General features: G+C 70.3%; 23 protein-coding genes. 19 read left to right on the top strand and 4 right to left on the bottom strand.

The window, feature by feature from the left end:
* Nucleotides 1-3 precede the first annotated feature (3 nt).
* Nucleotides 4-930: a zinc-binding dehydrogenase gene (locus BLA60_RS10900; RefSeq protein WP_075132708.1), complete on the top strand. Its 927-nt coding sequence runs from the start codon at nucleotides 4-6 to the stop codon at nucleotides 928-930.
* A 95-nt stretch (nucleotides 931-1,025) separates the two neighbouring features.
* On the opposite strand, the gene BLA60_RS10905 is transcribed toward BLA60_RS10900, so the two are convergent.
* Nucleotides 1,026-2,042 (bottom strand): LacI family DNA-binding transcriptional regulator, encoded by a 1,017-nt coding sequence (locus BLA60_RS10905; protein WP_075132709.1) that lies wholly within the window; start codon nucleotides 2,040-2,042, stop codon nucleotides 1,026-1,028.
* A gap of 140 nt (nucleotides 2,043-2,182) precedes the next feature.
* Between BLA60_RS10905 and BLA60_RS10910 the strand changes: the two genes are divergently transcribed.
* From BLA60_RS10910 to BLA60_RS10955, 10 genes are all read left to right on the top strand, one after another.
* Nucleotides 2,183-2,911: a cupin domain-containing protein gene (locus tag BLA60_RS10910; RefSeq protein WP_075132975.1), complete on the top strand. Its 729-nt coding sequence runs from the start codon at nucleotides 2,183-2,185 to the stop codon at nucleotides 2,909-2,911.
* Nucleotides 2,912-2,997: 86 nt separating this feature from the next.
* Nucleotides 2,998-6,864, top strand: coding sequence for a ThuA domain-containing protein (locus BLA60_RS10915; RefSeq protein ID WP_075132710.1), 3,867 nt, complete (start codon nucleotides 2,998-3,000; stop codon nucleotides 6,862-6,864).
* A 10-nt stretch (nucleotides 6,865-6,874) separates the two neighbouring features.
* Nucleotides 6,875-7,738, top strand: coding sequence for an ABC transporter permease (locus BLA60_RS10920; RefSeq protein WP_075132711.1), 864 nt, complete (start codon nucleotides 6,875-6,877; stop codon nucleotides 7,736-7,738).
* Nucleotides 7,739-7,750: 12 nt separating this feature from the next.
* Entirely contained in the window at nucleotides 7,751-8,779 is a 1,029-nt protein-coding gene (locus BLA60_RS10925; protein ID WP_075132712.1) for an ABC transporter substrate-binding protein, read from the top strand.
* A complete protein-coding gene (locus BLA60_RS10930; protein ID WP_075132713.1) occupies nucleotides 8,779-9,564 on the top strand; it encodes an ABC transporter ATP-binding protein in 786 nt (261 codons plus the stop codon). Before BLA60_RS10925 ends, BLA60_RS10930 begins: the two co-directional genes overlap by 1 nt.
* Before the next feature lie 26 nt (nucleotides 9,565-9,590).
* Nucleotides 9,591-10,751, top strand: coding sequence for a Gfo/Idh/MocA family protein (locus BLA60_RS10935; protein ID WP_075132714.1), 1,161 nt, complete (start codon nucleotides 9,591-9,593; stop codon nucleotides 10,749-10,751).
* Nucleotides 10,752-11,031: 280 nt separating this feature from the next.
* Nucleotides 11,032-12,198 (top strand): dihydrodipicolinate synthase family protein, encoded by a 1,167-nt coding sequence (locus BLA60_RS10940; protein ID WP_075132715.1) that lies wholly within the window; start codon nucleotides 11,032-11,034, stop codon nucleotides 12,196-12,198.
* A 162-nt stretch (nucleotides 12,199-12,360) separates the two neighbouring features.
* Nucleotides 12,361-13,155: a sugar phosphate isomerase/epimerase family protein gene (locus BLA60_RS10945; RefSeq protein ID WP_075132716.1), complete on the top strand. Its 795-nt coding sequence runs from the start codon at nucleotides 12,361-12,363 to the stop codon at nucleotides 13,153-13,155.
* A 101-nt stretch (nucleotides 13,156-13,256) separates the two neighbouring features.
* Complete coding sequence (locus tag BLA60_RS10950; protein WP_075132717.1) at nucleotides 13,257-13,658, top strand: hypothetical protein; 402 nt, start codon at nucleotides 13,257-13,259, stop codon at nucleotides 13,656-13,658.
* A gap of 85 nt (nucleotides 13,659-13,743) precedes the next feature.
* Entirely contained in the window at nucleotides 13,744-14,328 is a 585-nt protein-coding gene (locus BLA60_RS10955; protein WP_162292940.1) for a TlpA disulfide reductase family protein, read from the top strand.
* On the opposite strand, the gene BLA60_RS10960 is transcribed toward BLA60_RS10955, so the two are convergent.
* Both BLA60_RS10960 and BLA60_RS10965 read right to left on the bottom strand, forming a co-directional pair.
* Nucleotides 14,296-14,736, bottom strand: a complete 441-nt coding sequence (locus tag BLA60_RS10960; RefSeq protein ID WP_211288688.1) for a DUF6228 family protein — start codon at nucleotides 14,734-14,736, stop codon at nucleotides 14,296-14,298. The genes BLA60_RS10955 and BLA60_RS10960 overlap by 33 nt on opposite strands.
* 56 nt (nucleotides 14,737-14,792) lie before the next feature.
* On the bottom strand, nucleotides 14,793-15,746 hold the full coding sequence (locus BLA60_RS10965) for a glycoside hydrolase family 11 protein (RefSeq protein ID WP_075132719.1): 954 nt from the start codon (nucleotides 15,744-15,746) through the stop codon (nucleotides 14,793-14,795).
* Nucleotides 15,747-16,004: 258 nt separating this feature from the next.
* Here BLA60_RS10965 and BLA60_RS10970 point away from each other — a divergent pair, with 258 nt between their 5' ends.
* The 7 genes from BLA60_RS10970 to BLA60_RS11000 all read left to right on the top strand — a co-directional run bounded on the left by BLA60_RS10970 (nucleotide 16,005) and on the right by BLA60_RS11000 (nucleotide 22,937).
* Entirely contained in the window at nucleotides 16,005-16,805 is an 801-nt protein-coding gene (locus BLA60_RS10970; protein ID WP_075132720.1) for a helix-turn-helix domain-containing protein, read from the top strand.
* Entirely contained in the window at nucleotides 16,802-16,963 is a 162-nt protein-coding gene (locus tag BLA60_RS10975) for a DUF397 domain-containing protein (RefSeq protein ID WP_342744724.1), read from the top strand. The genes BLA60_RS10970 and BLA60_RS10975 overlap by 4 nt, the downstream gene beginning before the upstream one ends.
* A gap of 18 nt (nucleotides 16,964-16,981) precedes the next feature.
* Complete coding sequence (locus BLA60_RS10980; protein ID WP_075132722.1) at nucleotides 16,982-17,587, top strand: ABC transporter ATP-binding protein; 606 nt, start codon at nucleotides 16,982-16,984, stop codon at nucleotides 17,585-17,587.
* Nucleotides 17,584-18,978 (top strand): hypothetical protein, encoded by a 1,395-nt coding sequence (locus BLA60_RS10985; RefSeq protein ID WP_075132723.1) that lies wholly within the window; start codon nucleotides 17,584-17,586, stop codon nucleotides 18,976-18,978. The genes BLA60_RS10980 and BLA60_RS10985 overlap by 4 nt, the downstream gene beginning before the upstream one ends.
* 183 nt (nucleotides 18,979-19,161) lie before the next feature.
* Nucleotides 19,162-20,955, top strand: a complete 1,794-nt coding sequence (ctaD, locus tag BLA60_RS10990) for an aa3-type cytochrome oxidase subunit I (RefSeq protein ID WP_075132724.1) — start codon at nucleotides 19,162-19,164, stop codon at nucleotides 20,953-20,955.
* Between the two features lie 3 nt (nucleotides 20,956-20,958).
* A complete protein-coding gene (serB, locus tag BLA60_RS10995; protein ID WP_075132725.1) occupies nucleotides 20,959-22,185 on the top strand; it encodes a phosphoserine phosphatase SerB in 1,227 nt (408 codons plus the stop codon).
* Complete coding sequence (locus BLA60_RS11000) at nucleotides 22,182-22,937, top strand: peptidyl-tRNA hydrolase (RefSeq protein ID WP_075132726.1); 756 nt, start codon at nucleotides 22,182-22,184, stop codon at nucleotides 22,935-22,937. The genes serB and BLA60_RS11000 overlap by 4 nt, the downstream gene beginning before the upstream one ends.
* A gap of 15 nt (nucleotides 22,938-22,952) precedes the next feature.
* On the opposite strand, the gene BLA60_RS11005 is transcribed toward BLA60_RS11000, so the two are convergent.
* Nucleotides 22,953-23,711: a TetR/AcrR family transcriptional regulator gene (locus BLA60_RS11005; protein WP_075132727.1), complete on the bottom strand. Its 759-nt coding sequence runs from the start codon at nucleotides 23,709-23,711 to the stop codon at nucleotides 22,953-22,955.
* Between the two features lie 66 nt (nucleotides 23,712-23,777).
* Between BLA60_RS11005 and BLA60_RS45440 the strand changes: the two genes are divergently transcribed.
* Nucleotides 23,778-24,512: a VOC family protein gene (locus BLA60_RS45440; RefSeq protein WP_075132728.1), complete on the top strand. Its 735-nt coding sequence runs from the start codon at nucleotides 23,778-23,780 to the stop codon at nucleotides 24,510-24,512.
* The last annotated feature ends 24 nt before the right edge of the window (nucleotides 24,513-24,536 follow it).

Here is a 24,536-nt window from a genome sequence, read left to right on the forward strand (position 1 = left end):
CTCATGCGTACTGTGCGATGTCACGAGTTCGGTTCCCCCCACGTACTTCAGGTCGTCTCCGCCCCCGACCCCGAGCCCGGCCCCGGCGAGGTCCTGATCGACGTCGAGGCGGCGGGGATCAGCTTCGCCGACGTCCGGCTCCGGGCCGGGGGCATGCCCGTGCCCCTGCCGTTCTCCCCGGGTTTCGAGGTGGCCGGGGTCGTGGTGGGCGTCGGGTCCGGTGTGGACTCCGCGTTGGTCGGGCGTCCCGTGGTGGCCATCGTCGGCGGGGGCGGGTACTCGTCGATGGCCGTCGCGCCGGTGTCCGCCGTGCGTGTGCGGCCCGATTCGCTGTCCTTGCAGGACGCGTTGGGTCTGGTGGGGCAGGGCGTCACGGCGCTGGGGGTGATGTCGGTCGCCGGTGTTCGGGCGGGGGACGTGGTGCTGGTCGAGGCGGCGGCCGGTGGCGTGGGGAGTCTGTTGGTGCAGTTGGTGAAGCGGGCCGGAGCGACGGTGGTCGCGGCCACGCGGGGAGAGGAGAAGTTGGCTGTCGCCAAGGAGTTGGGGGCCGACCGGGTGGTGGACTACTCGGTTCCGGGGTGGGCCGCCGGGATGGGTGAGGTGACGGTGGTGCTGGGCTCCGTCGGTGGGGCGGTCGGGCGCGAGTCGTTCGGGGCGCTGACGGACGGGGTCGGGCGGATGGTCGTCTACGGGAGTGCCGCGGGCGATTCGGCGGTGTCCGTTCAGGAGGTTTTCGAGAGGGGACTGTGGGTTGGGGGGTTTGTCTCCACCCATCTTTCGGGACAGCGGCGAGAAGGGTTTCTTGACGAGGCGTTCTCGTCGGGACTGCGGGTCGTCGCCGGGTTCGCCCTGGGGTTGGGGGAGGTCGCGCAGGCCCATCGGATGGTGGAGGAGCGGGGGACCGTGGGCAAGAACATTCTGTTGACCTGAGGCAGTTCGGTGGTGGGCGAAGGGCTGTCTGTCCAGAACAGCCCTTTCGCCGCCAACCAATCGGATGTGACGATCGTGAGGCCGCCACGTCCCCGTCAGGCCCGGGGGACTCCCAGGGACTCCCGGTGGACGATCTCGGCCCCGGCCTCCTCGACCCGAGGATTGGGATGCTGGGCCTCCAGTGCCAACCCGATGGCCCGGGCCCCGATGGTCACCAACGGCAACCGGACGGTCGTCAGTGCCGGTGTCACGTCCCGGGCGATCGGCATGTCGTCGAAGCCCACCACCGACACGTCCCCCGGAACGGCCAGTCCACGGGACCGCAGCACCGACAACGCCCCGATGGCCATCGAGTCGTTCAGGGCCACGATGCAGGTCAGCCGGGGCTCGGCGTCCAGCAGGGCCTCGGTGGCCGCGGCCCCACCGTCGCGGTCGAACTCCGCGTAGGCGATCCGTCGGGCCGGCAGCGCGCGGTGGAACTCCCTGGCCGCCCGGCGCAGCCCGGCCAACCGGTCGGTGGTCGTGGTCAGCTGTTTGGGGGCGGCGACCACGCCGACGTGCCGGTGTCCGGCCTTGAAGACCTCGCGGCCGATCATGTACCCGCCGTCCTCGTTGGCGGGCATCACCGCGTCGCCGGCCAGTTTGTGGCGGCCGATGACCGACACCCGCCCGCCGGTGGCCATGTAGGCGCTCAGCTTGGCGTTGAGTGACTTGGTGAACGCGGGATCGTGATAGCCGGACCCCGCCAGGATGATCGCCTCGACCTGGTGGGCGCGCAGCAGCTCCACGTACTCCAGCTCGCGCTCCGGGTCACGGTAGGAGTTGCAGATGATCACCAGGCGGCCCTGTTCGCTGGCCACCCGCTGCAGACCTCGGGTGATCTCGGCGAAGTACGGGTCGGACACGTCGTGCACGATCACGCCGACCGTGGTCCGGTGGGAGCGGGCGAGCAGCTGCGCGTGCGCGTTGGGCACGTACTGCAACTCCTGCACCGCGCGCAGCACCCGCTCGCGCAGCTCCTCGGAAACGATCTTGGGACTGCCGTTCACGATCCGCGAGACGGTCGCCGCGGACACCCCAGCGCGTCGCGCGACATCGGCGAGCGTTGCCATGTCGCTCCTACCTTCACATTGACGCCCGGCTCTCGCGGGCCTAGCGTCAGATTACAAGGAAAGCCCTTTCCCCGCGCCCGGGAGGCGGCCTATGCGCACGAAAGTGTACGTGATCTTGGCCCACCGGGATGGGCACCCCGATGAGTGATCCGTTACCCGGAGGCGTCGGCGTCTCGCGACTGTGCGTGTACGACACGGTCACCCCCGACGGACGCCCCGGCGGCACCCCTCACCTGCACCTCTGCTGCACCGAAGCCTACGTGGTCACCGGCGGTGAGGGCGCGGTCCAGACACTGTCCGGCGCCGGTTTCGCCGAGCACGCCCTCTCGCCGGGCACCGTGCTGTGGTTCACGCCGGGCACGGTCCACCGGCTGATCAACCTCGGTGGCCTGGACATCGTCGTGGTCATGGGCAACTCGGGGCTGCCGGAGGCCGGGGACGCGGTGTTCACGTTCCCACCCGAGGTGCTCGCCGACCCCGACCGGTACGCCAAGGCCGCGGGTCTGCCCAACGGTGGCGCGCCGGGCACGGACGTGACCCACGCGTTCACCCGGCGTGATCTGGCCATCGAGGGGTTCCTCCAGTTGCGCGAGGAGGTCGAGCGGGACGGGCCGGCCGCGATGGCCCGGCTGCACGAGGCCGCCGTCGCGCTCAAGCGACCGCACCTGGACACCTGGCGCACCCGCTGGGAGAACGGCGCCTTCCGGGCCGCGCAGCTGACCGGCGTGCAGCTCGACGCGCTGGCCAGGGGTGACGGCGGGCACCTGCGGTCCGCGCGGGTCCATGCCCTGCCCGAACCGTCCGAGCGCGGGCGGCTGGGCATGTGCGGGCTGCTCGACACCTATCTGCCGCCGACCGGCGAGAAGTAGGAAAGCCCTTGCCTGAGGGGCTCGGCAGACCATAGAGTCCAAGGAAAGCGCTTGCCTGGCAGAGTGGCCCTCGGCAGGAGGATGTCGTGCGCAACAGATCCATCGTCCTGGTCTTCGTGTTGTCCCTGGTCATCGGTACTTTCGTCACGACGGGACCCGCCGTCGCGCAGCAGTCACGGTTCAGCGTCCTGGTCTACTCCAAGGTCAACGGCTTCTACCACGACTCCATCCCCGCCGGGCAGCGCGCGATCACCGAACTCGGCGCCGAGAACGACTTCGACGTCACCGTCTCCGACGACCCGACGTTGTTCACCGACGAGGGCCTCGCCCCCTTCGACGCCGTCGTGTTCAACAACACCAACAGCCGCAACGGCGCCATCCTCGACCCCGCCCAACGCGCCGCCTTCGAGCGCTACATCCGCGCCGGCGGCGGCTACACCGGCGTGCACTCGGCCAGCGGCACCGAGTACGACTGGCCCTGGTACGGCCAACTCATGGGCGCGTTCTTCAAGGTCCACCCGGCCATCCAGCCGGTCAGCATCCAGGTCGACGACCGCGTCCACCCGTCCACACGGGACCTGCCGCAGATCTGGGACCGCACCGAGGAACCCTACGACTTCGTTGCCAATCCGCGTGGCAACGTGCATGTCCTGGCGAGCTTCGACACCCGCTCCTACACCGGCCACACCATGGGCGCCGACCACCCGATCTCCTGGTGCCAGGACTTCGACGGCGGCCGCTCCTGGTACACCGGCCTCGGCCACAACCCGTCGGCCTTCGACGAGCCGCTGTTCCGGTCGCACCTGCTCGGCGGCATCGAATGGGCCGCCGGCGCGGCCCCCGGCGACTGCGGCCCCACCCAGAACGACCGCTGGTCCAAGACCCTGCTGGAAGGCGACACCGACGACCCGCTCGACCTGGAGATCGACGAACGCGGCCGGGTCTTCTACATCCAGCGCCAGGGCTGGCTCAAGGTCTACGACCCCGAGGCCGGCTACAGCCACGAGGCCGGCAAGCTCGACGTGCTGGTCAACCACACCCACGGCATGCACGGCCTGGTGCTGCACCCCGACTTCGCCGACAACGGCTACCTCTACGTCTTCTACTCCCCGGCCGACGACCCGGTGAACCGCCTGTCCCGGTTCACCTTCGACGAGTCGTCCCTGCGGATCGACCCCACCAGCGAGGTCGTGCAGTTCGAGTTCTTCTCCCAGCGCGAGATCAACGCCCACGAGGGCGGCGGGATGGCCTTCGACAGCGCCGGCAACCTCTACCTGGCCACCGGCGACAACGCCGACCCGTGCTGCGAGGGCTACGCGCCGATCGACGAGCGGCCGGGGCGCCGCAACCAGGACGCCCAGGGCACCTCGGCCAACACCAACGACCTGCGCGGCAAGATCCTGCGGATCCACCCCGAGGACGACGGCACGTACACGATCCCCGAGGGCAACCTGTTCGCGCCCGGCACGGACAGGACCCGGCCGGAGATCTACGTGATGGGCCTGCGCAACCCGTACCGGATCCACATCGACCCCGAGACCGACTGGCTGTACTGGGGCGAGGTCGGCCCGGACGCCCGCGCCGACAACCCCGCGCGCGGCCCCAAGGGCCACGACGAGTTCAACCTGGCGAAGAAGGCCGGCAACTTCGGCTGGCCGCTGTGCATCGCCGACAACCAGCCCTACGTCGAGTACGACTTCGCCACCGGGGCCTCCGGCCAGCCCTACGACTGCGCGAACGGGCCGACCAACAACTCGCCCAACAACACCGGCCTCACGACGCTGCCGCCGGCCCAGCCGGCGTGGCTGCCCTATCCGTACGACGCCTCCCCGCAGTGGCCCGAACTGGGCACCGGCGGCCGGCTGGCGATCGGCGGCCCGACGTACCACTTCGACCCCGACCTGGAGTCGGAGACCAGGCTGCCGGCCTACTACGACGACACCGTGTTCATCGCCGAGTGGACCCGCAACGCGATCTTCGAGGTCAAGCAGGGCCAGGACGGGGAGGCGTTGTCGCTGAACAGGTTCCTGCCCGGCCAGACGTTCCTGCGGCCGATGGACCTGGAGATCGGCCCGGACGGCGCGCTCTACCTCATCGAGTGGGGCTCGAACTACGGCGGCTCGGGCCGGGGTGACCCGAACTTCGACTCGGCGCTGTACCGCGTCGACTACCTGCGTCCCGGTGAGCGCGCGCCGAAGGCGTCGGCGTCCGCGACCCCGTCCTCGGGCGGCGCGCCGCTGCGGGTCCAGTTCGCCAACACCTCCGCCGACCCCGACGAGGACCAGAACCTGGGCCACGTGTGGGACTTCGACGGTGACGGCACCACCGACTCCACCGACGTCAACCCGACCCACACCTACACCGAGCGCGGCGAGTACACCGCGACGCTGACGGTCACCGACCCGACCGGGCGCACCGACACCACCGAGATCGACGTCACCGTCGGCAACACCGCGCCCGAGGTCACCCTGGAGTCCCCCGCGGACGGTCAGGTTTTCGACTGGGGCGTCCCGGTGCCGATCCGGGTGGACGTGGCCGACGTCGAGGACGGGTTCACCGAGGACGGCTCGATCGGCTGCCGCGAGGTGGTCACCGAGTACGGGGTGCGCCACGCCCGCCAGGACCATCTGATGGGCAAGCGAACCGGCTGCGCGGGCACGGTCGAGACGGTCATCGACGAGCTGCACACCACCGCCGAGGACGTCGAGTACTACCTCGAATCGTCCTATGAGGACACCGGTGGGCTGGTCCACAGCGACCGGGTCGTGCTCCAGCCCCGGGTCAAGCAGGCCGACCACTACGACGAGGCCAACGGCGTGCGGATCGCCGGCAACACCGCCGACGGCGTCAGCGCCGGGCTGGTCGGCCAGATCCACCACGGCGACTGGGTCGGCTACACCCCGGTCAACCTCACGGGTGTGCCGACGATGAGCTTCCGGGTCGCCAGCCAGGCCAACGGTGGCACGATCGAGATCCGCCGGGACGCGCCGGACGGCCCGGTGCTGGGCAGCGTCGCGGTCCCGGTGACCGGCGGCGGCACGACCTGGACCGAGGTGACCGCCCCGGTCACCGATCCCGGCGGCACGCACGCGCTGTACCTGGTGTTCACCAACCCGGCGACCACCGGCACGCTGTTCAACCTCGACCGGTTCGAGTTCGGCTCGCAGGTCGAGTTGATGAACCTGACGCTGCCGACGCCGGTGTCGGCCGGTGACGCCGGCTTCGCCGAGGTCGACCTGGTCAACGGCACCAACCGGCGGGTCACCGCCACGGTCACGCTGGCCGTGCCGGCCGAGTGGACCCAGACGCCGGTGCGGGTCGAGGTGCCCCGGCACCAGACGGTGCGGGCACGGCTCCGGTTCACCTCACCGGAACCGGGCGCGGTCACCGGCCCGCTGCTGGAGGCGCGGCTGTCGGCCACGGCGACCGCGACCGGCGGCGTGCGGGTCGCCAGCCGGGCCAACGCCACCGCGTACCTGATGCCCTCGACCAAGCGGACCGTGTACTCGCTGGACGCCGGCGCGCCGGACAGCCCTCTGCAACCGGGCTACCAGCGCCTCGACCCGACCACCGCGTACAGCGAGACGACCGGGTTCGGCTGGGTGGAGGCCACCGGGTTGGAGTCCCGCGACCGGGGCGCGCCCGACGGTCTGCGCGGGGACATGGTGACCTCGACCGGGCCGGCGACCCTGCGGCTGCGTGTTCCGGCGGGCCAGCACACGGTGTCGCTGCTGCGCGGGGACCCGCAGTTCGCCGCCCAGCCCATCACGGTCACCGTCGACGGGCAGCGGGTGGTGGACGGCGGCGTCACCGTCGGCACCAACCGCTGGGGCTGGGATCAGTTCACTGTGGACGGTGGAACGGCCGGCCGGACGGTCGACGTGACGTTCGGCATCGACATCGAGCAGTACTGGCGGGTCAACGCGCTCGTCGTCGAGAAGGTGGTGACCTAGGGTGTCAAGCATGGTGACGTCCAAGGACGTGCAACCAGCCGACCGGCCGACGCCCCCGGCGCCGGCCAGCCGGTTCGACCTCGGCGCGCGGCTGCTGCGCTTCCTGGACGCCCTGTGGCGGCCGGCGATCGTGCTGGGGGCGTTGTTCGTCCTGTGGTGGATCGCCAGTGAGAACGAGTGGATGCCGCACTACCTGGTGCCGACCCCGGGCCAGGTGTGGGACACCATCGCCGGCGACTGGTCGTCGCTGATGTACCACTCCTACGTCACGCTCTACGAGACGGTGATCGGGTTCCTGCTCGCCAGCGTGCTCGGCCTGGCGACCGCGGTCCTGATCGCCTACTCGCGCACGATGGACAAGGCGCTGTACCCCATCGTGCTGTTCGCGCAGGTGATCCCGAAGATCGCGATCGCGCCGCTGCTGGTGGTGTGGTTCGGCAACGGGCTCGCGCCCAAGATCATGCTGGCGGTGCTGATCGCGTTCTTCCCGGTGGTGGTCTCGGGGGTCGCCGGGCTGCGCTCGACCGACCCGGAACTGCTGGAGCTGTCGGCGACGATGGGCGCGTCCCGCTGGCAGACCTTCCGCAAGATCCGGTTCCCCAACGCGTTGCCGCACCTGATGGCGGGGGAGAAGGTGGCGGTCACCCTCGCCGTCGTCGGTGCGGTGGTCGGCGAGTTCGTCGGCGCCAGCGAGGGCCTGGGCTACACGTTGTTGCTGGCCAACGGGAACCTGGACTCGGCGATGCTGTTCGCCGCGCTGTTCCTGATGTCGCTGATCGGCATTCTGCTGTTCGTGGTGGTGGAGGTGCTGGAGGCGCTGCTGATCCCGTGGCACGCCAGCCGCCGCACGGCCACCCCGCTCACGACTTCCTGAAAGGGCTTTCCCATGGACGCCAAGCGCATCCTGCTCGGCCTCGCGGCCTCGGTCCTGGTGCTCGGAGCCTGTGCGCCGGGCGGCGCGCAGGAGGACGGCGACGGTGGCGGCGGCGCGCCGGCCGACGCCGACAAGGTCACCCTGACCCTGAACTGGGTCCCCTACGGCGAGCACGCGCCGTTCTACCACGGCGTCGCGCAGGGCTTCTACGCCGACGAGGGCATCGACCTGGAGATCAAGCCGGGCAACGGTTCGGGCACCACGATCCAGGCCGTGGCCCAGGACCAGACGACGTTCGGCTGGGCGGACACCCCGCCGCTGCTCAAGGGCATCGCCGCCGGCATGCCGGTCAAGAGCGTCGGGGTGTTCCTGCAGAAGGGCCCGGCGTCGCTGGAGTTCCTGTCCGACCAGAAGATCACCAGCCCGGCCGACCTCAAGGGCAAGACCGTCGGCGGCACCCCCGGCGACGCCATGTACGCGACGTTCCCGGCGTGGCTCAAGGCCAACGGCCTGTCCGCCTCCGACGTCACGGTGGTGAACATGGACGCCGCCAACAAGATCGCCCAGCTGGCCGAGGGCCAGGTCGACGCGATCATGGGCTTCTTCCACGACCAGGGCCCGACGATCGAGGCGCGCACCGGCAAGCAGGTCGACTACCTGCTCTACGCCGACTCCGGGCTGAACATGCTGGGCACCGGCATCGTGGCCAGCGAGCAGACCCTGTCGGACAAGGCGGACCTGGTGTCGCGGTTCGTGCGGGCGACGCAGAAGTCGTGGGCCGAGGCGGTCAAGGACATCCCGGCCGCCGCGCAGGCGATGGCCGACAACGCCGAGAACGAGCCGCCGCTGGAGGTGCTGATCCAGCAGCTGGAGCTGGCCGAGCCGCTGCTGCAACTGGACAGCGTCGGCGCGCCGGGCGTGAACACCGAGCAGCAGTGGGCCGACACGATCGAGCTGATGTCCCAGTACGCGGAGTTGGAGAACGCCGGTGAGCCGTCGGCCTACTGGGACGGCAGCCACGCCGGCGGGTCGGGGTCCTGATGCCGGACACACTGACCGACACCGCCGTCGACGTGGCGGGGCTGACCGTGCGGTTCCGGTCCAAGCGCTCGTCGACGACCGCGCTGGACGACGTGTCGCTGCGGGTCGAGCCGGGGGCGTTCATCAGCATCGTCGGCCCGTCGGGCTGCGGGAAGTCCACGCTGCTGAAGGTGATCGCCGGGCTGGTGGCGCCGACGACCGGGTCGGTGAGCCTGCTGGGCGAGCCGGTGACCGGGCCGATGCGCACCATCGGGTTCGCCTTCCAGCGGGCGGCGCTGCTGGAGTGGCGCGGGGTGCGCAAGAACATCCTGTTGCAGGCCGAGATGCGGGGGATGAACAAGGCGCGGGCGGGTGTGCGGGCCGACGCGCTGATCGAGCTGACCGGTCTGTCCGGGTTCGAGGAGGCCCTGCCGCACGAACTGTCCGGCGGTATGCAGCAGCGAGTGGCACTGTGCCGGGCGCTGCTGCACGAACCGCCGGTGTTGTTGATGGACGAGCCGTTCGGCGCGCTGGACGCGTTGACCCGCGAGCAGCTCAACGCCGAACTGAACCGGATCTGGCGCGAGACCGGCACGACGATCCTGCTGGTCACCCACTCCATCGCCGAGGCGGTGTTCCTCGGTACCCGGGTGGTGGTGATGAGCCCGCGACCCGGCCGGCTGGTCCGCTCGCTGGACGTCGACCTGCCGGCGGCGCGGGACTACGCCCAGGTGATGACCGACCCGACCTTCGGCACACTCACCAGGCAGATCCGCGAACTGCTCGGCTCCGCCGAGAGCCACTGAGCACCCACAGGAAGAGGGAGCAACGGATGACCAACAGCCCCGAGCGCCGGCCGATCGGCATCGCGCTCAACGGCGTGACCGGGCGCATGGGCTACCGGCAGCACCTGGTCCGCTCGCTGCTGGCCATTCGCGCCGACGGCGGCCTGCCGCTGGCCGACGGCACCGTGCTGTGGCCGGAGCCGGTGCTGGTCGGGCGCAACGAGGCCAAGCTGGCCGACATCGCCGGGCGCCACGGGCTGACCGACTGGACCACCGACCTGCACGCCACCCTGGCCCGCGACGACGTCGAGATCTACTTCGACGCGCTCACCACCCAACACCGGGAGAAGGCCGTCGCGGCCGCGATCGAGGCCGGCAAACACATCTACAGCGAGAAGCCGGTCGCCGCCGACCTCGCCGGGGCGATGACGCTGGTCCGCGCGGCCGACCAGGCCGGGGTGAAGGTCGGCGTGGTCGCCGACAAGATCTTCCTGCCGGGCCTCCAGAAGCTCAAGCGGCTCGTGGACAGCGGTTTCTTCGGCAAGGTCCTGTCGGTGCGCGGCGAGTTCGGCTACTGGGTCTTCGAGGGCGACTGGCAGCCGGCGCAGCGCCCGTCGTGGAACTACCGGGCCGCCGACGGCGGCGGGATGGTGCTGGACATGTTCCCGCACTGGCACTACGTGCTGGAGCACCTGTTCGGCCCGGTCACCGCGGTGCAGTGCGTGACCAGGACCCACATCCCACGCCGCTTCGACGAGGAGGGCATCGAGTACCTGGCGACCGCCGAGGACGCCGCGTACGCGATCTTCGAACTGCCCGGCGGGGTGATCGCCCAGTTCAACTCGTCGTGGGCGGTGCGGGTGTTCCGCGACGAACTCGTCGAGTTCCAGGTCGACGGCACCCACGGCAGCGCCGTCGCCGGACTGCGGCACTGCCGCGCCCAGGCCAGGACCGCCACCCCGCGCCCGGTGTGGGACCCGGACCTGCCGGCCGGCACCGACCAGCGCGGCGACTGGTCGACGGTCCCGGACAACACGGTGTTCGAGAACGGTTTCCGGGTGCAGTGGGAGCGTTTCCTACGGCACGTGGTGGCGGGGGAGCCGTTCCCGTGGGACCTGCGGGCGGCGGCGCGCGGCGTGCAACTGGCCGAGCTGGCGCTGGTGGCGGCCTCGGAAGGCCGGCGCGTCGAGATCCCGGGGTTGCCGTGATGGCCGGCCACGCGCGTGTGGTTGGACCGGCATGGCGCAATCCCGGTCCTGCCGTGATGGCCGGCCGCCCGGGTGTCGTTGATGCCGGAGGGCCGGCGCGTCGGGATCCCGGTCCTGTCGTGGTGCTTGGCCGTGTGGATGTGGTTGGTGCTGGGGGGCTGGGGTGGCGCGATGTCGGTGCTGTTGTGGTGGCCGGCCGCGCGGATGTGGTTGATGCCGCAGGACCGGCATGGCGCGATTTCGGCCCTGCTGGGACGGTCGGGTGTGGGGAAGGGCCGCGATGACCGGCCGCCCGGACGAGGTCGTGCTGCCCGGCGGTCGGGTGTACCGGGTGCGGGGCGCGGACCAGGTCGAGGCTCTGCCCCCGGCCCGCAGCCGCGTCGCCTACGCGGCGGCGCACGTGGTGGCCTCCCCGGTGGCCGAGAACGTGCCCGGCGCGCCGGCCGTCCTGGACTGGGAGGCGACGTTGGCGTTCCGCCATCACCTGTGGCGCCACGGTTTCGGCGTCGCGGAGGCGATGGACACCGCGCAGCGGGGGATGGGCCTGGACTACCCGGCGGTGCGTGAGCTGGTGCGCCGCAGCGCCGCGGAGGCCCGCTCGGTCGGCGGACGCATCGTCGCCGGTGTGGCCACCGACCAGCTCCCGCCCGGCCCGGCGACCCTGCCGGCGGTGCTGGATGCCTACCGGGCGCAGCTGGCCGACGTCACCGAGGCCGGGGCGGTGCCCGTCCTGATGTGCAGCCGCCACCTGGTGGCGGCGGCCCACGGCCCGCACGACTACCTGTCGGTCTACTCGACGTTGCTGGCGGAGGCTCCCGGCCCGGTCCTGCTCCACTGGCTGGGCCCCATGTTCGACACCGCTTTGACTGGTTACTGGGGCTCGTCCGACGTGGACGAGGCGGCGGAGTCGGTCCTGGCCCTGGTCAAGGAACACGCACCGAAGGTCGACGGCATCAAGGTGTCCCTGCTGGACGCCGACTTCGAGATCGCCCTGCGCCGCCGCCTACCCCCCGGCGTCCGCCTGTACACCGGCGACGACTTCAACTATCCGACGCTGATCGCCGGGGACGAGCAGGGGTACTCGGATGCGCTGCTGGGCGTGTTCGCCGCCCTGGCGCCGGTCGCGGGCCCGGCGCTGCACCGCCTCGACGCGGGCGACATGACGGGGTTCCGGGAGTTGATGGACCCGACGGTCCCGCTGGCCAGGCATCTGTTCGCCGCCCCCACCCAGTTCTACAAGACGGGGATCGTGTTCCTGTCGTGGCTGGCCGGCCACCAGTCCCACTTCACGATGGTCGGCGGGTTGCAGTCGGGCCGTTCCCCCGCCCACTGCGCCCGCCTGCTGGAGTTGGCTGATGAGGCCGGCCTCCTGCCCGACCCCGGCCTGGCCGCCGCCCGCGCCCGCGCCTACTTCGCCACGGCGGGCGTGCCCCAGGAGGTGCGTTGAGGTGCCGCGGTTCCCACCCGCCGAGCTGACGTCACGGGAGGCTGGGCGGCCGTCCGCCGCACGAGCTCGTGTCGTGACTGGTGGTGTCGTGCGGGGCGGCGTGAGGGCGGTGCCCGACGTCGTGGCGGGTGTCGGGTCGGCGATCAACGAGGGGGTCGGTTGATGGGTCTGGAGCGGTTCTCGTTCAACCAGGCGACGGCGAAGTTCTGGCCGCTGCCGGAGGTGGTCGCCGGCTGCGCGGTAGCCGGAGTGCCGGGCATCGGCCTGTGGCGCGAGCCCGTCCGCGACTACGGCTTGGCCCGCACGGCCGCGTTGGTCCGCGAAGCCGGCCTGACCGTCACCTCCCTGTGCCGAGGCGGCTTCTTCGGCGCCGACGACTGGCTGGACGACAACCGAGCCGCCATCGACGAGGCGGCCGAGTTGGGGGCGCCGGCGGTGGTGCTGGTGTGCGGGGGCCTGGCCGGGCGGTCACTCGAGCCGGCGCGGGCTCGAGTGGCGGCCGGGCTGGAAGCGTTGGCCCCCTACGCGTTGGACGCCGGCGTCCGCCTCGCCATCGAACCGATGCACCCCATGTTCTGCGCCGACCGCAGCGTCGTCGCGACCCTTGGTGCGGCGCTCGACCTGGCCGCCCCGTTCCCCCCGGAAGCCGTCGGCATCACGGTGGACACGTACCACGTGTGGTGGGACGAGCGGGTGTGGGAGCTGATCGCCGCCGCCGCCGGCCGCATCGCCTGCTTCCAACTGGCCGACTGGATCCTCCCGCTCCCGGCGGACGTCCTGGTCGGCCGAGGCCTCCCCGGCACCGGCCACATCGAGTTCCCCCGCTTCCTCACGGCGGTCGCCGCCACCGGCTACACCGGCCCGATCGAGGTGGAGGTCTTCAACGCCGAACTGTGGTCGCGCCCCGGCCAGGAAATCCTCAACGACACGATCGCCGCCTACCTCGCCCTCACCTGAGGGCGCCGGCGGCACGATCACCGATCGGGCTCCACAAGTCTGACACACCAACGGCCGCGACCAATCCACGCGCGGATGGGCTACCAGGGAATGGTGCCCCGATGAAGAGCGCGATCCTGGTGTCCCGGGATGTCGGGGTGTTCGACAAAGTTCGAGAATTCCTCCTGGTTGAGGGCGGGACGGCGTCCACCGACAGTCTCGCGAAGGACGCCGTTGTGCAGGTGGCCGATGGCCAGGGACGTCTGTTCACGGTGTTCGCGAACAACGACGGCACATTCGATCTCGGGGGATTCGATGAATCGTACAAGCCCAGTGGTGATTTCGGGGTGCCGGACGATCTGGAAGACATGACAGTGTGCTACATCGAATGCCGCTGGGAGGATCTGTTCGCGAACATGGTGTGCCGGTTGTCCGGGCTGCTGTCCCAGCCGGCCTGGGTCGTGGATGGCGACGGTATCGTCTGGCCGGCCACTGGGGTCGATCCGAAGAGGATCCGACTCTAGGAGTTCGGATTCCTGAACCGCCGTGATTCGGGCTGTGGACGGCGTCCGTGGGTGTCGGCGGGAATCGGGTCGCTACCGTGTTCGTGTGCGGATTCGTGGGTTGCTGGTGGGTGTGTTGTTGGTGGTGACGTCGTGTTCGTCGAGTGAGGCGGCCGCGGTGTTGCGGGACGGGTCGATCGTGCCGGTGGGGCAACGGGTGGCGATCGGCGAGGTCAGCGGCGAGGATCTGCTGGACCCGGCGAGGACGGTCGCGGTGGACGACTACGTCGGGCAGGTCGTCGTGGTGAACGTGTGGGGGGCTTGGTGTCCGTCGTGTCAGGCGGAGGCGGGGGATCTGGAGCGGGTTCACCAGGAGTTCGTCGACGAGGACGTCGCGTTCGTCGGGATCAACGTGCGGGACCGGATTCGGGAGAGCGCGGTGGACTTCGTGCGGGACCGGTCTATCAGTTACCCGTCGATCCACGACCCGTCGATGCGGACGTTCGTCGAGTTGAAGGACTACCGGAACGTGGCGATCCCGTCGACGCTGATCCTCGACCGGCGGCACCGGGTGGCGTCGGCGTTCGTCGGGGCGGTGACCGGCGACGAGCTGGCGGACAAACTTCGGGTGGTGGTGGACGAGAAGAACACCACCCGCTCAGCTGAGGAACCCGTGGGCGTCGGCGGCTAGACGGCTCAACTGCTCGCCGGCCTCCAGGACGACGGTCGTCGACGCCGACCAGGTGCCGTCCTGGTGGCGCCACGGGGTGAGGGTCCAGGTCAGGCTCACGTGGCCCCCGGAGCCGAACACCGCGTCGATCCGCAGGTCGCCGTCCAGGGTGGTCCACGTTCGGGTGCCGTCCCAGCCGGTGAAGTCCGTGGCCAGGCCGTCGAGGAACGGGACGAGGTCGGTGCCACCCATGACCGACAGGGTCACGCCGTGCAGTGTCGCGGTCAGGCCGGGGGCCGCGATCTGGGCGCAGACGTCGATCGAACCGTCGTTCCACGGGTCGACGCGGTGACACAGCCGCACCCACGTCCCCTGGTCCGGGGTGCCGGCGGACAGGCCCTCGCCGTCCGGGTCGTGATCACAGTCCACCGCGGCAGGGTAGCCAGGCACGGCGTCCTCCGCCGAGGACGCCGTGCCCGCCGGCACTAGCCGGTACTACAGGAGACCGATGGCCAGTTCCAGTTGCCGTTGGCCTGGATGGTGACGCCGAAGTTGTTGCCGTTCCCGTTGGGGCGGCCGACCATCTGTTGGGCCGTCGGCCACGTCGCGTTGACGTTCCAGGTGGCGATGATCTTCGCGGGGGACGGGACGTTCATCGTCACGTTCCAGTTGCTGGAGCCGGTGACCGAGACGTTGAGGTTGTAGCGGTCACTCCACCGGTCACCGGCCGACAGGTTCGCGGTGCAGCCGCCGGGTTGGGGGTCGCCGCCGCCGGGGGTGCCGCCGACGGTGATGTTGGAGTTGCCGCTGGACTGGTAGCCCTCGGTGGCCATGATCATGTAGGCGTGGTTCGTGCCCAGGTTCATGCCGTTGCGGGCCCACGCGTCGAAGTGGTTGCCCGACGTGATCGTGCCGCCGGTGCGCTTGGACTGCCGCACACTCCAGAACTGCGGGAAGGTCTGGGTGCCGTCGATCGACGGCGCGTTGTACCGCATCGTCTGGTAGATGTCGTACGTGCCACCGTCGCTGGTGACCGTGCCCTTGTACGTGCCGGTCGGGCGGTACGTGCCCCAGTTGTCGACGACGTAGTACTCGACCAGCGGGCTCCTCGTCCACCCGTACAGCGTCAGATACGCGTTGCCGGACGGGTTGAAACTGCCCGAGTACGTCACCGCGCGCCGACTGCCGGTCGCCCAGCCCTTGCCGGCCACGAAGTTTCCGGTGTTGCGCCACGAGGTGCTGTAGTTGCCGTTCGAACCCAGGTCCATCGAGACGGTGCCCTGGCTGTCGGTCCAGAACGAGTAGTAGTAGCCGCCGTGGTTGCCGGTCTGGTTCGTGTCGATGGCCGCCGCCGTGCCCGGCCACGTCGCCGTGACCACGAACAGCGCGGCGGCGAACAGCCGGCCGAGGATCCTGCCGGTGCGTCTCTTCGAACTCATGCGTGCGTCCTCCTCGTCGAGGGCGTTGCAGGGGAAGAATGCAAAAATTATCCGTATCGCCTGTGAATGTTGTCAATTATTTTCGGATTTGTTGCGGGAGCCTTCCGGGCACGGTTGCAGCGGACTTTGCGGCGGAAAGATCCAGTTCCTCGGCCTGCTTTCCGAAACTTTCGGCTATGTGGACCCCGAGGGGGTCGGGTCTGCGGAGCGTGTCGTAACGTGCGCCGCGTGTCATCATCAGACGTACCTGGCGTTGGCGTGGAACGACAGCTGCTCGCGGACGAGGTGCGTGCGCTGCGCGCCCGTCGCGGCTACTCCCAGGACGAGTTGGCCAAACTCATCGGGTTCAGTCAGTCCACGATCAAGAACATCGAAACGGCCTACCGAATGCCGACCAAGGAGCAGGCCCACCTGCTCGACAAGGCACTCGACACGGCGGGGGTCCTGACGCGCTGGGAGTCCCGCATCCGAGCGGCACCGATCTCCCCGGGTTTCCGACCTTTCGCCGCTGCGGAAGCGGAAGCCCGTGCTCTCAAGTGGTTTGAGTACTCGGTTGTACCGGGTCTACTCCAAACCGAGGAGTACGCCCGAATGCTTGTGGAGGCATTTCCCGGCCTGACTGAGAGTGAGGTGGTCGCGCGGGTAGCGGCGAAGCTGGATCGACAGGCGGTGTTGGAACTTGAGGATCCGCCTTGGTTCTGGGCCGTCATCGACGAGCATGTGCTGCACCGAAATGTCGGTGGTCCCCCAGTGATGGCTGCGCAGTTGGCGAAGCTGGTCGAGTTTGCCCGTCGTCCCAGGGTCTGCATCCAGGTGCTCTCGGCCGCCTGTCCGCACAACGCGATGGGCGGGGGGTTCGTCATCGCGGAGGTTGCTCGACAGTCGACTGTGGCGTACGTGGACACGGTTCTGGATGGTCAGACCGTTTACGACCGGGCCATGGTTGAGATGGTTGGGGTAGTCTGGGAGTCGATCCGGACCAAAGCGTTGTCCGACAACGAGTCTCTGGGTCTCATTGAGGAAGGTGCGCAACAGTGGCAACAGCGGATCGCGTCGTGAACTGGCGCAAGTCAAGCCGAAGCCAGGGCAACGGCAGTGCGTGTGTCGAGGTCGGCCAGGCCGCCAAGGCGGTTCTGGTGCGTGACACGAAGAACCGGACCGGTGGGCAGCTGGCCTTCTCGCCCGACTCGTGGAGCCGGTTCCTCCGCGATCGCTAGGACACGCACAATGGGCCCATGGCGATCATGGTCGATGGGCTCGGGATGCGGGCGGGCGAGCACTGGCTGTTCCGTGACCTGACCCTCGACCTGCCCGCCGGCACCTGCCTCACGCTTGCCGGCGCCAACGGCGCCGGCAAGTCCACCCTTCTCCACTGTCTCTACGGGCTGCGGCAGCCCACCGACGGCACCGTCACCGTCGACGGGCGCGCACCCGATGAGCGGGACCCGGGGTTCCGGCGGAACGTGTCCGTCCTGCTCGACGACTCCGACTTCTTCGCCGAACTGTCACCCCGACAGCACCTTCAACTCCTCCTCGACAGCTTTCGGACCGGCGACGAACCGGACCCGTGGCTCGACCGCGCGGGCCTCGGGGAGCGCGCCGACGTGCATGCCTACCACCTCTCCGCCGGGCAGCGGCGCCGGCTGCTGCTGCTCGGCGCCGTCGCCCGACCCCATCACGTCCTTCTTCTCGACGAGCCCGAGCGCGCCCTCGACACCCAGGGCAAGGAGTGGCTCGCCGACCTCGTCCAGGCCGAGTGCTCGCAGGGCCGCACCGTCGTCATGGCCACCCACCACCCACCGCTGGTCGACCTCGCCGACCAGGTCGTCACGCTCGGATGAGGGCCTTCGCCGCGCGCTGGCTGTCCGGCGACGAACGCACCCTGGGCGCCCTGCTGGGCATCGGCGTGCTCACCATGGCCTTCTTCCGGCTCGACCGGGTACGGGAGGTCGTCGGCGTCGGCGCCGCCGACGACCTGACGTTGGTGCTGGTCACCGCCGCGCTGCTGTGGTGGTCGATGCTCTCGCGCGGGTTCGTCTGGCTCGAACCGGCCGCCCTGACCTGGCGTGACGCCGACCTCGACCGCCGCCGGCTGATCACCGGGCGGCTCGTCGGCGGCTGGCTCGCCAGGCTCGTCACCGGTGGATACGTGCTGGCGCTGCTCGCGGCGGTCGCCGGACTCAGCCGAACCTGGGTGCTGGCCGGCGCGTTCGTGCTGGCCGGCGGCGGACTGTTGGCATGGGGAGCGGTGCGGCGGGTACGTCGTGACGCGCGGCTGGAGGCCGTGGTGGTCGTCGGGCTCGCCCTGGCGGCGATGGTTCCGCTGCCCGGACCATCCCTACTGTTCGTCGCCGCCGGGGTCCTGGCCGTGGCGGGCGGGTGGCTGCTGGGTCTGTCCGGTCCGGTGGCCCGGCCCGAGATCGCCGACGCCGGGCGGACCGACCTCGTCGCCGGCTGGCGGGACCGGCTGATGCGGGTCGTCGGCGTGCGGTTCCTCGACCCGACGATGTTGTTGCCCGCCGGCCGGCCCGTCCGGGCCTGGTCGCTGCTGCGGCCGGTCGGGCTGCGGCTGGCGTTCGTGGGAGTCGCCGCGCGCGCCCGGTATCTGCCGGCGGCCGGACTGCTGGCGCTGACCGCCGTCGCCGCCAGTCGTGCGCTGCCCGGCCTCCCCGGCGAGGTCGTGCTCGGCGTGCTCGGGTATCTGGCGCTGATGCCGTTGGCCGGCGGGCTGGGAGAACTGTGGCGCTCGCCCGGCCGCCGCCGCTGGCTCGGACAGACCGACACCGCGCTGCGCGCCGCACACCTTCTTGTCCTCACCGCCGTGGCGCTCGCCTGGACACTGCCGATCCTCCTGCTCTGGGACACCAGCGCGGTTCCCGACCTGGGGACCGGAACCGGTGGGGAAACCGCGTTACCGGCCTCCGGCGACGGCCCGCTGATCGCCGTCAGTGTCAGTACCGTCGCGATCGGTGACAGCGGGGATCTCGGGCTGCTGCTGGTGATCCCGCTGCTGGCGGCCAGCGCCGTGCGCACCGTCACCGGCAACCCGCCGACCTTCGACAACCTCGGCGCCGTCGACACCCCGTTCGGCGCCATGCCCCTGCGGCTCATCGCCAGGACGCTGCGCGGACCGGACATCGGCGCGCTGGCGCTGGTGTTCCTGCTCGTCGGCGGGCCGCTCACCGGCGCGATCGCCGTCGCCCTGGCGCTGGTCGTGGCCGTGCTGAGATGACCGCGTGGCTCAAGGACCGGTGCAGACCCGGTGTGGTGGCCGTCACGGATCTTGGCATTGCGCTGCGACGACCCGATCCCCGCAGGCCGGGCGCGTGAGCCCAGCCGCGTCGGCCCACACCACGCGGGCTACGATCGGGCGCGAATCACGGCCATGCGTGGTTCGGGATCAGGGAGGCATGGAGTGACGGCAGTAGCCCCGAAGCCGATCGCCACGCGGCCGTACCCGGCGCGACCAGGCGCAAAGGGTTCATACCTGCTGCAGCTGTTCAAGGAGACCGATCCAAAGAAGATCGGCATGATGTACCTGGTCACCGCGTTCGCCTTCTTCATGATCGGCGGCGCGATGGCCATGCTCATCCGCTCCGAGCTGGCGTTCCCGGGCAAGCAGTTCCTGTCCGAGGAACAGTACAACCAGCTGTTCACCATGCACGGCACGATCATGCTGCTGCTGTACGCGACGCCGATCCTGTTCGGCTTCGCGAACTTCATCCTGCCGCTGCAGATCGGTGCCCCGGACGTCGCCTTCCCCCGGCTGAACGCCTTCTCCTACTGGCTGTTCCTCTTCGGTGGCCTGATCGTGATCTCCGGCTTCCTCACGCCGGGTGGTGCCGCCGACTTCGGCTGGTTCGCCTACACACCACTGTCCGACAAGATCCACTCACCGGGAGTCGGTGGGGACCTGTGGATCGTCGGGCTGATCATGTCCGGTCTCGGCACGATCCTCGGTGGCGTCAACATGCTGACGACCGTGGTCTGCCTGCGCGCGCCCGGCATGACGATGTTCCGGATGCCGATCTTCACCTGGAACATCTTCATCACCTCGATCCTGATCCTGATCGCCTTCCCGATCCTCACCGCCGCCCTGTTCGGCCTGCTCGCCGACCGCCAGCTCGGCGCGCACGTGTTCGACCCGGCCAACGGCGGCGTGATCCTCTGGCAGCACCTGTTCTGGTTCTTCGGCCATCCCGAGGTCTACATCGTCGCGCTACCGTTCTTCGGCATCGTGTCCGAGATCTTCCCGGTGTTCAGCCGCAAACCACTGTTCGGCTACCGAGGGCTGGTGTACGCGACGCTGGGCATCGCGGCCCTGTCGATCGCGGTGTGGGCGCACCACATGTACGCCACCGGCGCCGTGCTGCTGCCGTTCTTCGCGTTCATGACGTTCCTGATCGCGGTGCCGACCGGCGTGAAGTTCTTCAACTGGATCGGCACGATGTGGAAGGGGTCGCTGACCTTCGAGACACCGATGCTGTTCTCGGTCGGCTTCCTCGTCACGTTCCTGTTCGGCGGTCTGACCGGCATCCTGCTGGCCGCGCCGGCCATCGACTTCCACGTGTCGGACACCTACTTCGTCGTCGCGCACTTCCACTACGTGCTCTACGGCACCATCGCGTTCGCCACGTTCGCCGGCATCTACTTCTGGTTCCCGAAGATGACCGGGCGCTACCTCGACGAGAAGCTCGGCAAGCTGCACTTCTGGACCACGTTCCTCGGCTTCCACGGCACGTTCCTCGTCCAGCACTGGCTGGGCAACGAGGGCTTCCCGCGCCGCTACGCCGACTACCTGGCCAGCGACGGCTACACCACGCTGAACACGATCTCCACGATCGGCGCGTACATCCTCGGCGCGTCCACGCTGCCGTTCATCTGGAACGTGTTCAAGAGCTACCGCTACGGCGAGACCACCACCGCCGACGACCCGTGGGGCTACGGCAACTCGCTGGAGTGGGCGACCTCGTCGCCGCCGCCCCGGCACAACTTCACCGAACTGCCCCGGATCCGCTCCGAGCGCCCGGCGTTCGACCTGCACTACCCGCACATGGCCGAGCGGGCCCACCAGGAGAAGTACATCGGGCTGTTCAGCGCCAAGCACGGTGTCGCGGTCGCCGACGCGCCGCCGGCCCCGTCGGAGATGCTCGCCGAGAAGATGAACCCGGACGAGATCTCCAAGAACGACCCGAAGAACCCGAACTGACCGGTGGCCCTCCAGCCCAGCACCCCGGTGCTGATCACGGTCACCGGGCCGGACAAGCCCGGCGTCTCGTCGGTCCTGTTCGCCGTGCTCACCCGGCACGGCGCGGAGATCCTCGACGTCGAGCAGGTCACCATCCGTGGTCAGCTGGTGCTCGGGGTGCTGGTCGGCGCCCCGGAGGACCCGGAGGGTTTACAGGAGGCCGTCGAGCAGGCGATGGCGACCGTCGCCATGCGGGTGGACGTCGAAGTGGGCGCCGACCCGCTGTCGCCGGCCAGGGTCGGCTCCAGCCACGTGCTGATCGTGCTGGGGCGCCCGGTCACCGCCCGGTCCTTCGCCGAGGTCGCGCGCCGGCTCGCCGCCCTCGACGTGAACATCGACGCCATCCGGCGGGTCGCCGACTACCCGGTCACCGGGCTTGAGCTGCGGGTGTCGGTCGCCCAGGACAACCGCGACGCCGACACCGCGCTGCGCACCGCGCTGGCCGAGGTGTCGGTGCGGGTCGGCCTGGACATCGCCGTCGAACGCGAGGGCCTGACCCGCCGCGCGAAGCGGCTGGTCGTCTTCGACGTCGACTCGACCCTGATCCAGGGCGAGGTCATCGAGATGCTGGCCGAACGGGCCGGCTGCGGCGCCGAGGTGGCCGAGATCACCGAGGCCGCCATGCGCGGCGAACTGGACTTCGCCCAGTCGCTGGAGCGGCGGGTGGCGTGCCTGACCGGTCTGCCCGAGTCGGTGCTCGACGAGGTCGCCGACTCGATCGAGCTGATGCCCGGCGCCCGCACCACCATCCGCACCCTCAAACGCCTCGGCTTCCGCTGCGGCGTGGTGTCCGGCGGGTTCGGCCGGATCATCGACCGGCTGGCCGCCGACCTGCACCTCGACTTCACCGTCGCCAACCACCTCGAGGTCGTCGACGGGGTGATCACCGGCAAGGTCCGGGGCGAGATCGTCGACCGGGCCGGCAAGGCGGCGGCGCTGCGGCGCTTCGCCGAGAAGTTCGACGTGCCGCTGGCCCAGTGCGTGGCCGTCGGCGACGGCGCCAACGACATCGACATGCTGTCCACCGCCGGACTGGGCGTGGCGTTCAACGCGAAACCCGCGTTACGGGAGGTGGCCGACACCGCGCTGTCCCACCCCTACCTGGACGTGGTGCTGTTCGTCCTGGGCGTCACCCGCGCCGAGGTCGAGGCCGCCGACGCCGCCGACGGTTTGGAACACCCCCGCCCGTGACCGTGCTCGAACCGCTCGCCGCCCGCTACGCCGGGTGGCTGCGCCTGCCCGCCGCCGCGACCGCCGACGTCTCCGCCGAGGACCCGACGCTGGTGCGGGCCATGCCGCTGGTCCTGCGCATCGAACGCGCCGAACCGCCCGGCCGAACCGCGCTGCTGGAAGCCGCGGCCGCCGCCGCCGTCGCCGTCTGCCTCGACCCGCGCGCCGCCGAGGACGGCGAGTGGCACGAGGCGGTCGCCGACTGGGTGGCGGCCCACATCCGCAAGGTCTCCCGGCGGGCCCGCGGCGCACACTGGACGGCGGTCCAGGACCTGCCCGGGGTGACCGTCACCGTGGCCGGGGCGTCGGTGCGGGCGCTGCTGCCCGGACGGGTCGTGGACACCCCCAAGGAGGTGTCGCGGCTCCAGATCGCCGGCAGCGACCTGCCGGCCGACGAACCAGGGCCGGCGCCCGACGGTGTGCCCGTGCTGTGGCTGAACCCCACGGTGGAGATGACCGCGGGGAAGGCGGCGGCCCAGGTGGGGCACGCGTCGATGCTGCTGGCCGCGTTGTGGACGCCCGGTCTCGCCGGCTGGGCGGAGTCGGGGTTCCGGTGCGCGGTGCGCACGGCGACACCCGGCGAATGGGCGACGCTGCATCCCGGGGACGATCCGGAAGGCGCGTGGCGCACACGCGGCGTGGTGGCCGTGCGGGACGCGGGCTTCACCGAGGTCGAACCGGGGACGGTCACGGTTCTCGCCCAGCGGCCCTGACCGGTCCCGGGCGGCTCAGCCTGGCGTGATTCGGGCCTGGATGCCGTCGAGGATGACGTCGAGGCCGAAGGTCAGGGCGTGCTCGGGGTGTTGGGCGGCATCGAACTCGGCGCCGACCGCGCCGCCGACGCGGGCGGAGACGATGAGGTCGTCGTCGGTCATGACCTGGTCGAGGACCGGGGCGACGACCGCCCACCACTGCGCGTCGGTCATGCCGGACTCGGTCCGGGTGCGGGAGACCTTGCGGTGCGCGCGGGCCGTGCTGTCGACATGGCTGAGCACCAGGGTGAGGGCGGCGTCCATCTCGATGTCGGACAGGCCGATGCCGTCCAGCGGGCGCAGTTCCACCTCGTACTTGCGGCTGACGTGCGGGCCGAGGGTCGGCCGCGACGAGCGGATCTCCAGCAGCCACGGGTGCCGCTGGTAGAGCGCCCAGTTCCGCTCGGCGACGAACCGCATCGCCGCCCGCCAGTCGCCGACCCGGGTCGCGGCCGTGACGTCCTGGTCGTAGAGCTCGGCGTGGACGGCGTCGACCATCAGTGCGGTGAGGTCGTCCTTGCCGGGGACGTGGCCGTAGAGCGACATCGCGCCGACGCCCAGCCGGTCGGCGACCTTGCGCATCGACAGCGCGTCCAGGCCGTCGACGTCGGCGATCTCGATCCCGGCGGCGACGATCGCGGGCACCGTCAGGCCCGAGCGGCCAGGGCCGGGGTGGTGGCCCCACAGCAGGTAGATGCTGCGGGCCAGGTCGGGTGCCGGGGAACGTCGAGCCACTGCGTGCCTTCCTGCTGCGTCCGTACAGCGTACCGTACAGCTTTCGGTACAGTGTACGGTGGCCGCATGGCCAACGAGATCACCGTGCCCCTGCTGCCCTGCCCGGACATCGACGAGATCGAGGCGTTCTACACGATGCTGGGGTTCACCCGGACCTCCTACCAGGCCCGCCCCTACCCGCACGTGTCGGTGCGGCGCGAGGACATCAACCTGCACTTCTTCGTGCTCCCGGACTTCAACCCCGAGGACTCCTACGGGTCCTGCCTGGTCATCGCGCCCGACACCGGGGAGCTGTACCGGGCCTTCGCCGAGGGGATGCGCGCGGCCCACGGCAAGATCCTGGTCACCGGCATCCCCCGGATGACCCGCCCGCGCCGGCGCAAGAACGCCGACAACATGTCCGGTTTCGCCGTCATCGACCCTGGCGGCAACTGGATCCGGATCCACGCCGCCCCCGCCGGCTCCGCCTCCGAACCGGCCCGCAGCCGGCTCGGGAAGTCCCTGGACAGCGCCGTGGTCATGGGCGACTCGCGCGGGACCGCGGACCAGGCCGTGCGCATCCTCGACGGCGCACTCGCCCGCGACGACGCCACGGCGACGCCCGTCGACCTGGTCAACGCCCTGGCCTACCGGGCCGAACTCGCCGTCAGGACCGACGATCCGGACGGCGCCAGGGAGTTCCTGACCCGCGCCGCCGCGGTCGCGCTGACCGACGCCGAGCAAGTCGCCCTCGCCGACACCCTCACCGACCTGCGCGACCTCGCCGCCACCCTGCCCGTCGCCGAGCCTCGTGAGCCGTGACGCCCCAACCCGCCGGGGACGGCC

This window comes from Actinophytocola xinjiangensis (assembly GCF_001921215.1).
GTDB lineage: Bacteria > Actinomycetota > Actinomycetes > Mycobacteriales > Pseudonocardiaceae > Actinophytocola > Actinophytocola xinjiangensis.

Excerpts from the sequence above, each read along its gene's own strand:
- BLA60_RS10945 (WP_075132716.1), top strand. The coding sequence starts at position 12,361 with ATGGGTCTGGAGCGGTTCTCGTTCAACCAGGCGACGGCGAAGTTCTGG.
- BLA60_RS10920 (WP_075132711.1), top strand. The coding sequence starts at position 6,875 with ATGGTGACGTCCAAGGACGTGCAACCAGCCGACCGGCCGACGCCCCCG.
- BLA60_RS10905 (WP_075132709.1), bottom strand. The coding sequence starts at position 2,042 with ATGGCAACGCTCGCCGATGTCGCGCGACGCGCTGGGGTGTCCGCGGCG.
- BLA60_RS10930 (WP_075132713.1), top strand. The coding sequence starts at position 8,779 with ATGCCGGACACACTGACCGACACCGCCGTCGACGTGGCGGGGCTGACC.
- BLA60_RS10940 (WP_075132715.1), top strand. The coding sequence starts at position 11,032 with ATGACCGGCCGCCCGGACGAGGTCGTGCTGCCCGGCGGTCGGGTGTAC.
- BLA60_RS10985 (WP_075132723.1), top strand. The coding sequence starts at position 17,584 with ATGAGGGCCTTCGCCGCGCGCTGGCTGTCCGGCGACGAACGCACCCTG.
- BLA60_RS10950 (WP_075132717.1), top strand. The coding sequence starts at position 13,257 with ATGAAGAGCGCGATCCTGGTGTCCCGGGATGTCGGGGTGTTCGACAAA.
- BLA60_RS10935 (WP_075132714.1), top strand. The coding sequence starts at position 9,591 with ATGACCAACAGCCCCGAGCGCCGGCCGATCGGCATCGCGCTCAACGGC.
- BLA60_RS10910 (WP_075132975.1), top strand. The coding sequence starts at position 2,183 with ATGAGTGATCCGTTACCCGGAGGCGTCGGCGTCTCGCGACTGTGCGTG.
- BLA60_RS45440 (WP_075132728.1), top strand. The coding sequence starts at position 23,778 with ATGGCCAACGAGATCACCGTGCCCCTGCTGCCCTGCCCGGACATCGAC.
- BLA60_RS10980 (WP_075132722.1), top strand. The coding sequence starts at position 16,982 with ATGGCGATCATGGTCGATGGGCTCGGGATGCGGGCGGGCGAGCACTGG.
- BLA60_RS10965 (WP_075132719.1), bottom strand. The coding sequence starts at position 15,746 with ATGAGTTCGAAGAGACGCACCGGCAGGATCCTCGGCCGGCTGTTCGCC.
- BLA60_RS10900 (WP_075132708.1), top strand. The coding sequence starts at position 4 with ATGCGTACTGTGCGATGTCACGAGTTCGGTTCCCCCCACGTACTTCAG.
- BLA60_RS10925 (WP_075132712.1), top strand. The coding sequence starts at position 7,751 with ATGGACGCCAAGCGCATCCTGCTCGGCCTCGCGGCCTCGGTCCTGGTG.